The organism is Variovorax sp. GW531-E2 (assembly GCF_059423125.1).
This window is the reverse complement of record NZ_JBWKXQ010000001.1, coordinates 167,562-178,695: the sequence shown is the minus strand read 5'-3', so window position 1 is coordinate 178,695 and position 11,134 is coordinate 167,562. Positions and strand designations below refer to the sequence as shown.

General features: G+C 67.0%; 15 protein-coding genes. 3 read left to right on the top strand and 12 right to left on the bottom strand.

Annotated features, from left to right (window positions below; all coding sequences use genetic code 11):
• The first annotated feature begins 42 nt into the window (after positions 1 to 42).
• Positions 43 to 567, top strand: a complete 525-nt coding sequence (locus AC07XP_RS00700) for an Lrp/AsnC family transcriptional regulator (RefSeq protein ID WP_062474115.1) — start codon at positions 43 to 45, stop codon at positions 565 to 567.
• Between the two features lie 19 nt (positions 568 to 586).
• On the opposite strand, the gene AC07XP_RS00695 is transcribed toward AC07XP_RS00700, so the two are convergent.
• On the bottom strand, positions 587 to 994 hold the full coding sequence (locus tag AC07XP_RS00695; protein WP_492740922.1) for a GNAT family N-acetyltransferase: 408 nt from the start codon (positions 992 to 994) through the stop codon (positions 587 to 589).
• Positions 995 to 1,023: 29 nt separating this feature from the next.
• Entirely contained in the window at positions 1,024 to 2,433 is a 1,410-nt protein-coding gene (locus tag AC07XP_RS00690) for a DUF2130 domain-containing protein (RefSeq protein WP_495263478.1), read from the bottom strand.
• A gap of 410 nt (positions 2,434 to 2,843) precedes the next feature.
• Between AC07XP_RS00690 and AC07XP_RS00685 the strand changes: the two genes are divergently transcribed.
• Entirely contained in the window at positions 2,844 to 4,043 is a 1,200-nt protein-coding gene (locus AC07XP_RS00685; RefSeq protein WP_495263477.1) for an MFS transporter, read from the top strand.
• A gap of 51 nt (positions 4,044 to 4,094) precedes the next feature.
• Here AC07XP_RS00685 and AC07XP_RS00680 read toward each other — a convergent pair whose 3' ends face one another.
• From AC07XP_RS00680 to AC07XP_RS00665, 4 genes are all read right to left on the bottom strand, one after another.
• Positions 4,095 to 4,631, bottom strand: a complete 537-nt coding sequence (locus AC07XP_RS00680; protein ID WP_495263476.1) for a shikimate kinase — start codon at positions 4,629 to 4,631, stop codon at positions 4,095 to 4,097.
• A 19-nt stretch (positions 4,632 to 4,650) separates the two neighbouring features.
• Positions 4,651 to 5,106 carry a GNAT family N-acetyltransferase gene (locus AC07XP_RS00675; protein WP_495263475.1) on the bottom strand — a complete coding sequence of 152 codons (456 nt, stop codon included), beginning with the start codon at positions 5,104 to 5,106 and terminating at the stop codon, positions 4,651 to 4,653.
• A gap of 60 nt (positions 5,107 to 5,166) precedes the next feature.
• On the bottom strand, positions 5,167 to 5,412 hold the full coding sequence (locus AC07XP_RS00670; protein WP_369646550.1) for a cytoplasmic protein: 246 nt from the start codon (positions 5,410 to 5,412) through the stop codon (positions 5,167 to 5,169).
• 401 nt (positions 5,413 to 5,813) lie between these two features.
• Positions 5,814 to 6,116 (bottom strand): DUF3658 domain-containing protein, encoded by a 303-nt coding sequence (locus AC07XP_RS00665; RefSeq protein ID WP_185993528.1) that lies wholly within the window; start codon positions 6,114 to 6,116, stop codon positions 5,814 to 5,816.
• Positions 6,117 to 6,224: 108 nt separating this feature from the next.
• On the opposite strand from AC07XP_RS00665, the gene AC07XP_RS00660 reads away from it, so the two are divergent.
• The gene (locus AC07XP_RS00660; RefSeq protein WP_495263474.1) at positions 6,225 to 6,908 is read left to right on the top strand and encodes a class I SAM-dependent methyltransferase; all 684 of its coding nucleotides are present in this window, start codon (positions 6,225 to 6,227) and stop codon (positions 6,906 to 6,908) included.
• A gap of 12 nt (positions 6,909 to 6,920) precedes the next feature.
• On the opposite strand, the gene AC07XP_RS00655 is transcribed toward AC07XP_RS00660, so the two are convergent.
• From AC07XP_RS00655 to AC07XP_RS00630, 6 genes are all read right to left on the bottom strand, one after another.
• On the bottom strand, positions 6,921 to 7,379 hold the full coding sequence (locus AC07XP_RS00655) for a DUF4124 domain-containing protein (RefSeq protein WP_493191929.1): 459 nt from the start codon (positions 7,377 to 7,379) through the stop codon (positions 6,921 to 6,923).
• Positions 7,380 to 7,485: 106 nt separating this feature from the next.
• Positions 7,486 to 8,502, bottom strand: coding sequence for a phosphotransferase enzyme family protein (locus AC07XP_RS00650; protein ID WP_495263473.1), 1,017 nt, complete (start codon positions 8,500 to 8,502; stop codon positions 7,486 to 7,488).
• Between the two features lie 68 nt (positions 8,503 to 8,570).
• Positions 8,571 to 8,855, bottom strand: coding sequence for a hypothetical protein (locus AC07XP_RS00645; RefSeq protein ID WP_235944056.1), 285 nt, complete (start codon positions 8,853 to 8,855; stop codon positions 8,571 to 8,573).
• Positions 8,856 to 8,866: 11 nt separating this feature from the next.
• Positions 8,867 to 9,418 (bottom strand): YbjN domain-containing protein, encoded by a 552-nt coding sequence (locus AC07XP_RS00640; protein ID WP_390343089.1) that lies wholly within the window; start codon positions 9,416 to 9,418, stop codon positions 8,867 to 8,869.
• 37 nt (positions 9,419 to 9,455) lie between these two features.
• Entirely contained in the window at positions 9,456 to 10,403 is a 948-nt protein-coding gene (locus tag AC07XP_RS00635) for a peptidylprolyl isomerase (protein WP_495263472.1), read from the bottom strand.
• On the bottom strand, positions 10,400 to 11,125 hold the full coding sequence (locus AC07XP_RS00630) for a hypothetical protein (RefSeq protein ID WP_495263471.1): 726 nt from the start codon (positions 11,123 to 11,125) through the stop codon (positions 10,400 to 10,402). Before AC07XP_RS00630 ends, AC07XP_RS00635 begins: the two co-directional genes overlap by 4 nt.
• Positions 11,126 to 11,134: the final 9 nt, after the last annotated feature.

The following is an 11,134-nucleotide window of genomic DNA, read 5'->3' as shown; positions in this document are numbered from 1 at the left end:
GCGCAGACCCTTGTTTGAAGAAGAATTCACTCGAAAATCACGATGAACGTCGGTTCCGTTTCTCTTGACGAGCATTGTCTCAAGATTCTTTCTGCACTGCAGCATGACGGCCGGCAGACCGTGCAGCAGATTTCCGAGGCCGTGGGCCTGTCGCCCACGCCCTGCTGGAAGCGCATCAAGGACATGGAGGCGGCCGGTGTCATCCGCGGCTACACCGCGCTCGTCGACCCCGAGCACGTGGGCCTGCACGTGTCGGCCGTGGCCGAGGTGAACCTCGACCGCCACAGCGAGGCGATGGTGCAGCGCTTCGAAGAAGCCGTGGCCGCGAGCCCGCAGATCATCCGCTGCGTGTCGGCCACCGGGCCCGCGGACTACATCCTCAACGTGACCGTGCCCGACATGAAGCACTACGAGCGCTTCCTGCACGAGGTGCTGTTCAGCCTGCCCGGCGTGACGCACGTGCGCTCGAGCATCGTGCTGCGCGAGATCAAGTCGGAGACAGCGCTGCCGCTCGGACACCTGCTGGATGCGAAGGCCGGGCTGGCGGGGTCACGGCGGTCGCCGTGAGGCGTGGAGTAGCGCGTCTTTAGCGTTTGCGCCGGATGACGTACGCGTTCTGCGCCAGCTCGAAGCCAAGCGTCGGGTAGTAAGACATCGCGTCAGGTGCAGACAGCAGGATCAGCGACACCTCGTCGCCGATGATCGCCTGCGTGCGCTGGACGAGTTCCCGGCCGATGCCATGGCCCTGGTACTTCTTGTCCACCGCCAGGTCCGACAGGTAGCAGCAGTACGCATGGTCGGTCAGCGACCGCGACAGCCCGACAAGTTCGTTGTCGACCCATGCCGACAGCAGAAGGCTGGGCGCGGCGAACATCCGCGCGATGCGGGCGAGGTCGTTCGTGGGGCGCTTGATGCCGGAGCGGTCGAAGACGCGGGCGACGTCGGCCGGGTCCAGGGGCACGTCCTGGCGGTAGTCGATGGTGATGTTGTTCATGTATTTCCTGGGTAGCGCCTGCGCCAGCGTCATTCCGTCTCGGAAGACCCGAGCTTCTTCAGTTCGGCGAACTTGGCCGCCATCGTCGGGTTGCCGCGGGTCAGTTTCTTGATCGTCACGTCCTGCGCCTTGTCGTTCGCAAGGCGCAGGTTGCGGTCGGTGCCGAGCAGCGCTTCCTTCGTCTTCTGCAGGTGGTCGATCGACTTGTCGATCTCCGCGATCGCCTTCTGGAAGTGGCCGTGGGCCAGGTCGTAGTTCCTGCCGAAGGCGGCCTTGAAGGTTTCCAGCTCGGTCTCGAACTTCGTGATGTCGATGTTCTGCGCCTTGACGAGCGCCAGCTCCGACTTGTACTTGAGCGAGTTCATCGCCGCATTGCGCAGCAGCGTGATGATGGGCAGGAAGAACTGCGGGCGCACGACATACATCTTCGGGTAGCGATGGAACACATCGACGATCCCGGTGTTGTAGAGCTCGTTGTCGGGCTCGAGCAGCGACACCAGCACCGCGTACTCGCAGCCCTTCTCGGTGCGGTCCTTGTCGAGTTCCTTCAGGAAGTCTTCGTTCCGGTTTTTCGTAGCCGTGCGGTCGTTCTCGTTCTTCATCTCGAACATGATCGAGACGATCTCGGTGCCCGCCTCGTCCGCGTCGCGGAAGATGTAGTCGCCCTTGCTGCCCGTGCGCGCGTCGTTGTCCTTCTCGAAGTAGGCGCGGGGAAACGCCATCGACCGGATGCGGTTGAACTCGGTCTCGCAATGCTGCTCCAGGGTCTCGCCCACCATCTTGGTCGACAGGCGCGCCTTCATGTCGCGCAGCCGCTCGATCGCGTCGTCGCGGTCCTTGATCTGCGTTTCGTACTTGTCCTTGAGCGACTTCTCGGCGAGCTGCTTCTCGAGCTCCGCCCGCTCGAGGCCGCTCTTCCACTGATCCCGCTCCTTCTCGACCACGCTGACGGCCTCGCTGATCGCGAGCTTCTTCGCCACCTCGATGGCGTCGAGCCGAGCCTTCAGTTCCTGGATTTCCACGTCCTTCGCGGCCGCGCTCTTCTGCAGTTCGCCCACGTGCCGTGCCTCGGCGAGCGCGGTGGCGGCCAGCTTGTCCTGCTTGGCCTTTTCAAGCTCGTTGGCGAGCGCATCGCGCTCCCGCTCCACGGCGCCCAGGGCTTCGCTCACGGCCAGCTTGCGCGCGACGTCGCCGGCGTCGAGCTTCGCCTTGAGTTCCTGGATCTCGCCGTCCTTGGCGGCGGCGGCCTTCTGCAGTTCGCCGGCGGCCCGGGTCTGGGCGAGTTCGACGGCGGCGCGCTTGTCCCGCTCGGCCAGTTCCAGCCGCTCGTGCAGCTGCTTCTCGAAATCGCCGTCGCGCACCTGCTTCAGGATGTCCGCGTAGCCGGCTTCGTCGATCTTGAATGCCTTGCTGCAATGGGGGCAGATGATTTCGTGCATGGCTATGTGCGCTCCACTGTCAAAGTGGGCGTCGACAGGAGAGGGAGTGCAGCGAAGCGCCGCGCCGTTCGGGCGGGATCGCAGGGAGTGATGCTGTTCATAGGGTCAGGGACATGGAGCCATCCGACTGTAGCCGGACAGGGAGCGCCGGCGAGTGGGAGGCGCGTGAAGACCGGGCCGACGTCTGCGAGCGAGTGATGCGTTCTCGATCACGTTGCTAGAATCGCCGCTGCAAAAATCGACTCTGACCTGTTCAGAGTTCCATCCCGCCGTAAGCGTTTACGTCAACCAACGCATCACCAGTGGCACCCGCATGCCGACTGGCGGTGCGCGTGGGTCGCTTCGGTGCTCATCGTCCCGCCCATTCGACCGGCTGGTGCCGCCTTTGAAAACTCAAGGAGCGGCGCTCGATGACGAACGTCCAAACAAATTCTTCTTCCCTGCGCACGTTGGTCTGGATGACCCTCGCGCTTTTCCTCGCTTACCTGTCTGTCGCCATGTCGATGCCGGCCGTGACGCTCCATGTGTCGCAGACGCTGGGCATGGGCAATGTCGCGTCCGGCCTGGGCGTCGGCATTGCTTTCCTGTCCACCATCCTCAGTCGCGGCTGGGCGGGTCGGCTGGCTGACGAACGCGGCGGCAAGGTCGCCATGTTCCGGGGCCTTGTCCTTTATGCGGCGGCTTCGCTCCTGTGCTGGGCCTCCTCGCTGCCCATGCTGGGCCATGGCGTCGGCGCGTACCTGGTTCTTCTGGTGGGGCGTCTCGTGCTGGGCCTCGGCGAAAGCTTCGCGCTCGTCGGCATGCTGGGCTGGGCCATGGCGGCGATGGGCCCCGCGCGTTCGGGGCAGGTCATGGCGCTCGTCGGCACCGGCATGTATGGCGCTTTCGCGGTGGGCGGCCCGCTGGGCCTCTGGCTGCTGGAGCGGCTCGGTTTCGCCGGCCTGATGGCGGGCAGCATCGCCTTGCCGCTGGTCAGCGGCGCAATGCTGTGGTCCATTGCGCCCGCCATGTCGGCTCAGGGGCGCCGCGCGCCGTTCTCCGATGTGCTGGGACTCATCTGGAAGCAAGGCGCGGTCGTGGGCCTGCAAGGCGTCGGCTTTGCGGCCTTGGGTGCGTTCTTTCCCCTGTACTTCCTGGCCCATGGCTGGCAGGGTGCCGGCTATGGACTGACGTGCTTCGGCCTGGGCTTCGTCCTGGTACGACTGCTGGCGGGTCGCTTGCCCGACCGCATCGGTGGCACCAGGGTGGCGCTGGTCTCCCTGGCGATCGAGGCCGTGGGTCAAGCGCTGCTGTGGCTGGCGCCCCATCCCGTCGTGGCGATGGTGGGCGCACTGCTGACCGGCATGGGGTGCTCGATGGTCTTCCCTGCCATGGGACTGGAGGCCGTCAAGCGCGTGCCCGCCCACCTGCGCGGAACGGCCATCGGCGGCTTCGCGGCGTTCCAGGATCTGGCGTACGGCGTCACAGGCCCGATGGCGGGGCTGATTGCCGACCACTACGGTCACTCGAGTGTGTTCCTGGTGGGGCTGATCGCGACGGTTGTGGGGATCGGGATGACGTGGCGGCTTGCGAGGGTGTCTCGCGCTGAGCGCGTATCGACGCCAGCCTGAGGCGGCAAGAGAGAGAGAGCCTCTTGGCTCTCTCTTCGGCAGCGGCGTCCGTCACCTGCGCACGAGTCGTTCAATTTGCGACGCGACGTCGTCCGGCGCAGCGTCGCTGCGGAAACGGGCACACGGCATCGCCATGAACTTTGGGAATCGCTCCCGTATCCGCCGCTCCTCGCTCGCGCTGTCACCGCGCAAATACGGCCGCGAAAGCTGGCGTTGCACGATCGCCTCCACGCATGCCTCGAGTTCGAAGGCTGGCAGCAGCAGCGAGGTCAGCGCGTCGGTCTCGATGGCGCAACGCAACGTGGGATACCCCTCCTCCACGCCTTCCGGATACGTGAGAAATCCGGACGAAAGCGCGAGAACGGTGGGACTGGTCAACGCAGATCGAACCTCCCGATAGACGGCCACGTTCCGCCTTGCATAGTCCAAGTAGCCAGACGCCTCGATGACGGCGTCGATGTTCCTTTCGCGGGACACGAAGTGCTGGTCGAGATCAACGAACGCCCAGCCCAATCGGCGAGCCAGATACGGACCCACAGTGGTTTTCCCCGCCCCGCCGGGTCCGATGAGATGAAGGATCGTTGTCATGCGCCCCCGAGGTCGCTCTTCAAGCAAAGGACCGTCGATATTTGACGAGCCCACGCTTGATCGAGGCATCGAAGCCGCATCGCTCGAAGAACCGATGGGCATCCGTGCGATCCACCGAACTCAGCAACATGATCTTCGAGCAATCGCCCTCCGCGCAGAACGTCTCGACCTCCCGCATCAGCGCGGCCCCGACCCCTCGGTTGCGAGCGGCCAGGTCGACGACGATGTTCTCCACGACAGCGAACGGCTGTCGCCCGTACATCACGTCTTCGCACAGCGAGACCAGCACCGTGGCGCACACCTGGCCGTCGATCTCCGCAACAAGAAGCGCCGTCCGCGGGTCTTCGGACAACGCCTGCAGACGTTCGGGCAGCACGCAGCGCGCCGCGTCTGCGACCAGTTGGCCGTAGAGCGCATCGATGCGCGCGGCGTCCTCGAATGTCGCGCGTCGAACCTGGAGGGACGGGGCGGGCATGCCAGTTGTCTTCATGAATGAAGTCTGCTTCGGGAGAAGTCCGCTTCTGACCGAAATTGACTACGCGTCGAACCAATGGGCATGCATCTGCCGCAAGAACTCATCGGACAAGGGAACCCCCGACGCAGCGCCGATGACCGAGTCGATGGCGCATCTCGGGCACAGCGCGGTCGAACCTTGATCGGTCCATTCAACGATCTCCACTGGCGAGAACTTTGCGAAGCAATAGAAGCAGCCGCAGACCTCGCTCGTCTCGATCTGCTCTCTGTGGTTGCTGCCGAAAGCGTGCGCAGAAATGATGTCCACGGTTGGCTCCTGGCCCTATCGTTCGCCATGGGGCAACTTCGCCACACCGCGAACCTTCGTCCAGTACTCGTCCTGAACGTCTGCGTCTACGATGGGCCGAACATGCGTCGCGTAGAGGGCATCTCTCCCATCGCGTCGAGGCCCTGAAATCCAATAGTGCTCGCCGGTCTCAACGTCGAAATAGTTCGACTTGAAACCGTCCCCCTTCAGGCTGCGGAAGGACTTCCCTGCGTAGTACAGCGTGGCCCCGGACTTGGAGCACGTGACTCGCCCAATGCGAGCCGGCCCCGTCAGGCCGCCTGTCTTCGCTTCGATATACATGATGCGGCTTGCCATCAGCTCCTGCTCCCGTTGTGATGAAGGGGAAGTTGTTCCGGACCACTCTTGGCGGCATTCTGCCGTCAGGCCGATCTCCACCGCACCTCGCTGAACCGCATGCGTCGAAGGTCGCCCTGCGACTCCAATCGCCCGGACTCGACAAGCAGGGCAACCCGTCTCGCGAAGAACGCATCGGGAACGTCCTCCGTGTGATCAGGCATCGACAGCATCGCCATGCCAACCACGCGCGCCACCTTGCGCCATTGGCCGGTCACTTGCGAAAGAAGCGCCGCGTCGATGAGCGCCAGGTCCGACTCAGGCAGCCTGGCTACTTGCTCACGCTCGGCGGGTGAGAGTTCGGTGTCGAAAGTGTCGTTGTCAGTCATTGTTCTGAAACCCCATGAGGCGTGCCCCGGGTGGACATCCGCTTCCGGCCAGATTCTGCCGAATACCTTGCACCTGCGAGGCATGCAATGCCCACATAGACTGTCCCCATGCTCCAACCCACGCCCGCCTTCAGCACGTCGTCCACCACCAACAACTACGCCGAGAAGACCGCCCGCCTAGTGCCAGGCCTGCACGACCTGCAGACGATGGCAGCCCTGCTCGTCGCCGAGCGCGCGCCGGATGCGGCCAACGTGCTGGTCATCGGCGCCGGCGGTGGCATGGAGTTGAAGGTGCTCGCGCAGGCGCATCCCCGATGGCATTTCCTCGGCGTCGATCCGTCGCAGCCCATGCTCGAGCTCGCCGCGGAAACGCTCGGCCCGCTCGCCGACCGGGTCACGCTGCACCACGGCTACACCGACACGGCACCCGAAGGCCCGTTCGATGCGGCGACCTGCCTGCTGACGATGCACTTCCTGACGCTCGATGAACGCAGGTCGACGCTGATGGAAATTCGTCACCGCCTGAAGCCCGGTGCGCCGTTCGTCATGGCGCATCTCAGCTTTCCCCAGGCACATGGGGAGCGAGAGCTGTGGCTCTCACGCTACGTCGCTTTCGCGGCGGCTTCCGGCGTCGATCCGGACAACGCGCGCAAGGCGGCCTCCGCGATCGGCTCGACGTTGACACTGCTCAGCCCGGCGCAGGAAGAGGCACTGCTGGATGACACAGGCTTCACCAACGTCCGCTTGTTCTATGCGGGCATGGCGTTCAGAGGCTGGGTCGCCAACGCCTGAGCGACATCTCCATCAGCGCGCGTTGCAAAACGCCTTGATGTCGTTCTGCGCCACCTCGCGATCGTAGGTGTCGGTGGGCTTGTTGCGGCGTGCTCGGGCACCACTGAGGATGTCTCGGGCCAGCGCACAACGCGAGGCATTCGTGCCATGGTCGATGCCGTCCGAAACCGCCTTGGGTCCCTTGCGTTCGGGTGGGCCAGGGGGCCAAGGCGACTGCGTCGACGTGGGGAGGCCGGACCGGTCACGTGGGCGCCAGTCACTTGTGGGCGGCGTGAAGGTATTCGACGTGTCGGGTGGCGGGGAGACTTTCAGTTCCTCGGTCCTGGCGTCCCCTGCATCGGCCTTGCGCTCGGTGTAATGCGTCTGGCCTTTGGCGTCGACCCACTTGTAGATCTCGGCATGCCCCGGCGATGAGAGCAGCACGCACGTGAGCGTCGCAAGCACAGCGCGAACCAGATTTGAAATCTTCATGCGTTGCCCACTGTCAGGGGATGGGTCGAAAGGAGAAACGGATGCCAGGGCCAGTCGATGCAAGAGTGGCAATCGGTGCGACATGCGAAGAATCCTAACCCGCGCCTCACTCCGGCGTCTGCAATTCCGCCCACGCCGTCAACATCTTCACCTGCGTGCGCAGCCAGCTCGTCGGCATCGACTGCGTGCCCCACACCGCGATGCGGCCCGCGTGTTCGCCCATGAGCCAGAACTGCCGCACGGCCATGAAGGCGGCGATGGCGTCGACATCTGCCGAAGGCAACGGACGCGCGCTGCGGTAGCCCGCCAGGTAGCTGCGCCAGCGCGCCAGCGACGTCGCGTCGAGCGATCCGTCCACGGTGCGCGGGTGCATCGCCCACAGGTACACGCACAGGTCGTAGGCCAGCCAGCCGGGGCCTGCATCGTCGAAGTCGAAGAACGAGGCGACACGCACGCCCTCAAGACCCTCCGTCACGAAGTTGTTCATGCCGTGGCAATCGCCGTGCCCGTGAACGCGCGTCAGGGCCGGCATCGCGGCGATGCGGGCTTCGAGCGCGCGTGCGATGGCGCTGAACTCCGGGCGCAGCGCATCGGTCATGGTGGGCGCGGCGTGCAGGCGCTCCAGCGACGCGTGCAGCAGGTCGGACAGTTCCAGGGTGTAGCGGCTGGCGGGGCCGTGGTAGTCCTGGGCGGCTTCGTGCAGCAGCGCCAGGCCGCGGCCGGTGGCTTCGACGTCGGGCAGCACGTCGCCGGGCACGTCGCCGTCGAGGTGCTCGAACAGGATCAGCGGACGCTCGCCCTCGGGCAGGTCCATTGCGACAGCATGTGCGCCATTGCGTGCCGCCAGCGCGCCGGCCACCGGCACGCCCCTGGCTTTCAGGTGCACGAGCAGCGCCGTTTCGTAGCCGATGTTGGGGGCGCCGCGCGGGCGGTCGGCGCTCAGGCGCGCGACGGCGTGGCGGCCGTCGGCAAACTGCAGGCCGTAGACATGGTTGAAGCTGCGTCGCAGCAGCTCGCACGACCGGACCTCGCCGAAGTCGTAGGCCTGCGCCACCTTCTCTGCGATGGCGGCGCCCGTGGGCGTGGTCTGTGCGATCTGGGCAGAGCGGGCGGGCGTCGTCACGGGTGCGGCCTTTCGGGAGCGTGGGGCGCGCGATTCTGCCCTACCCTCCGCCGCCTCGCCGCATGCCCTCAACGCTCCAGATCGCGATCGAGCAAGGCGCCCCCGTCCCCCACCTGCCGCCACGCAGGCGCCAGCGCCTTGCGCGCCGCATTGAGCTCGGCCATCGAGATGTGCAGCTCCGCCATGGTCTGCACCAGCAGCTCGAGCAGCGCGGCGCGCTGGCGCAGCCGCACGGTCTCGGCGCGGCGCGCGCGTTGGGCCTGGCGCGCCGCGGCCTGGATGGCGCGGCCCGTGGGCGAGTCGTGCGAGGGATGGTGGTGGTCGTCCACGGACAGGCCGGATGCGGCGCGCATGGGCAGTGGCATCACGCGGCGGCGGGCACACCCTGGACGGCGGCGGTGGCAGCTGCAGCAGCGTCGGCATTCGCCGCATCGCCGCGCGTCTCGGCGGCGGGGCCGTAGTTGCGCAGGTGCAGGAAGAACTCGCCCATCATCTGCATCCACAGACGCACGGCGAAGGCCAGGTAGGCGGGGCTCACGCCGCCGGCCACGACCACGTCCATCTCGAGCACGACGAAGTCGCCGTGCTGCGCCACGCGCGCAAAGCGCTTGCTGCGGTGCCAGGCGGCGAGCACGGCCTCGGGCAGCGTGCCGCCCTGCACGCGCAGCGGGCAGCTCAGGGTGAAGTCGGTGTACTGGGTGGTGGTGACGGCGTTGCCCCACAGCACCTGGAAGCCGATGCCGTGGCTGGCGCTGTGCAGGCGCACCACGCCATCCTGTTCGATGGCGGTGACGGCGCCGCCGGCGGCCTTGATGGCGTCCGACACCTGGTCGGGCGTGACGGCGTCGAGCATGTCGAAGGGCACCGGCGTGGCGGCCTGGTCGTCGGCTTGCGGGGTCGTGGCGGTGGTGTTCATGGTGTGGTTGTTCTTTCAGGAAAAAGGGGGAATGGGTTCAGTTGGTTTTCTTGAGCGCGGCGTCGAGCGCGGCGCTGTCGATGCTCAGTTGCGCCGGCGGTGCCAGCTGGGCCATGTAGGCCTGCACGAGTTGCTGCTGCCGCTGCTGGCGCAGCGCGGCCTGCAGTTGCGGCTTCATCTCCTCGAGGCTGGCGGTGCGCGCGGGCTGGGTGTCGAGCAGCTTGACGATGTGAAAGCCGGCCTCGGCCTGCACCGGTTCGCTGACCTGGCCCTGCTTGAGCCTGGCCACGGTGTCGCGCAGCTCGGGCAGGATGCGCGCGAGCGGCAGCGTGTCGACCTCGCCGCCGCGTTCGGCACTGCGGCGGTCCTGCGAGCTGGCGCGCGCCACGGCGGCGAAGTCGCCGCTGCGGGCCTGCTTGGCGAGGCGGTTGGCTTCGTCGCGCACCTTGGCGATGGCGGCCGGGTCGCGCTCGGGCGTGGCCAGGTAGATCTGCGCCACGCGGTAGGCGGCCGGCAGGTTGAAGCCGGTCTTGCCCTGGTCGTAGGCGGCCTTCACCTCGGCGTCCGACGGGAAGCCCGCGGGCACCTGGCTCACGGATTCGAGGTAGCTGGTGGCGACGATGCGCGCGGTGATCTCGCGCGTGGCGGCGTCGATCTTGGCCTTCACGTCGGGCCGGTCGGCCCAGCCCTTGGCGCGGGCGTCGCGCAGCAGCGCTTCGCTCACGAGGCGCTGGCGCAGCCAGCCGTCGAGGCTCGCGCGGTCGGCCTTGACGGCGGCGCGTTCGGTCTCGGGCAAGGTCTGCAGCAGCTTCTCGATCTCGTCCTGGCCAATGGTCACTTCGCCGATGCGCGCGACCACGGCGGGGCCGGGCGCGGCGGGTTGCTGCGCGGCGGTCACGCCGACCGACGAGACGAGCAGCACGCCGGCTGCCGCGCGCAGGCGGCGGCCGAGCCCGGCTGCGGGGGTGGCTTGTGCGGGGTTCATTGGGGCTTTCCTTCCGTGGCGGATGCAGCAGCCGCAGGCGCCGGCGCGCTCACGGCGCGCACGTCGAAGCGGCTCTCGTAGAGCTTGTCGCCGTACTGCTGCGCGATCTGTTCGTACTTGACGCGGCTTTGCGCCGCGAAGGGCTGGCGCGAGGCGAGCACGCTGCCCACGTCCATGGTTTCGTAGGCGCGCAGCACTTCCTGCCCGACGGCATACAGCTGCGTGTTCTTCGCCTCGCACTGCGTGAGCGCGGTGCGCTGCAGCGCAGCCTCGCCGGCCAGGCGCTGGCGCTCGGCCTCGGAGGCGCGCGCCATCTTCAGCAGCTCGTCGTAGGCGCCGCGGAACTGCGCGATCTGCGCGCCCGCCTTCTCGCTCGCGGCCTGGGCCTGCTCGCGCAGCTGCGCGTTGCCGGCGCTGGCCTGGCCGCGCGCGTGGCGCTCGGACGCGAGCTGGGCCTGGCTGGCGGCCAGTTCCTTCTTCAGCGTCTCGAGCTCGGACGCGGGGGGCGCCGCGCCGGGTGCCGCGGGCGCCTTGCCCGCGGGCTGGCCGGCCTTGAGCGCGGCCAGCTCGTTCTGCGCCTGCTGCAGCTGGGTGGTGGTGGTGCGCAGCTGCGCGCGCAGCCGCTCCTCCATGCTCTGGCCCTGCGGCTGCTGGGCCTGCGCGACGCCGGCCGTGGCGGCCAGCGCGGCCAGGGCCAGCGCCGGGAAGATCGTTCGGGACACGGCGGACTC

Coding starts and splice junctions, on each gene's coding strand:
- AC07XP_RS00695 (WP_492740922.1), bottom strand. CDS start 994: ATGAACAACATCACCATCGACTACCGCCAGGACGTGCCCCTGGACCCG.
- AC07XP_RS00685 (WP_495263477.1), top strand. CDS start 2,844: ATGACGAACGTCCAAACAAATTCTTCTTCCCTGCGCACGTTGGTCTGG.
- AC07XP_RS00660 (WP_495263474.1), top strand. CDS start 6,225: ATGCTCCAACCCACGCCCGCCTTCAGCACGTCGTCCACCACCAACAAC.
- AC07XP_RS00635 (WP_495263472.1), bottom strand. CDS start 10,403: ATGAACCCCGCACAAGCCACCCCCGCAGCCGGGCTCGGCCGCCGCCTG.
- AC07XP_RS00700 (WP_062474115.1), top strand. CDS start 43: ATGAACGTCGGTTCCGTTTCTCTTGACGAGCATTGTCTCAAGATTCTT.
- AC07XP_RS00690 (WP_495263478.1), bottom strand. CDS start 2,433: ATGCACGAAATCATCTGCCCCCATTGCAGCAAGGCATTCAAGATCGAC.
- AC07XP_RS00665 (WP_185993528.1), bottom strand. CDS start 6,116: ATGACTGACAACGACACTTTCGACACCGAACTCTCACCCGCCGAGCGT.
- AC07XP_RS00645 (WP_235944056.1), bottom strand. CDS start 8,855: ATGCGCGCCGCATCCGGCCTGTCCGTGGACGACCACCACCATCCCTCG.
- AC07XP_RS00640 (WP_390343089.1), bottom strand. CDS start 9,418: ATGAACACCACCGCCACGACCCCGCAAGCCGACGACCAGGCCGCCACG.
- AC07XP_RS00655 (WP_493191929.1), bottom strand. CDS start 7,379: ATGAAGATTTCAAATCTGGTTCGCGCTGTGCTTGCGACGCTCACGTGC.
- AC07XP_RS00675 (WP_495263475.1), bottom strand. CDS start 5,106: ATGCCCGCCCCGTCCCTCCAGGTTCGACGCGCGACATTCGAGGACGCC.
- AC07XP_RS00680 (WP_495263476.1), bottom strand. CDS start 4,631: ATGACAACGATCCTTCATCTCATCGGACCCGGCGGGGCGGGGAAAACC.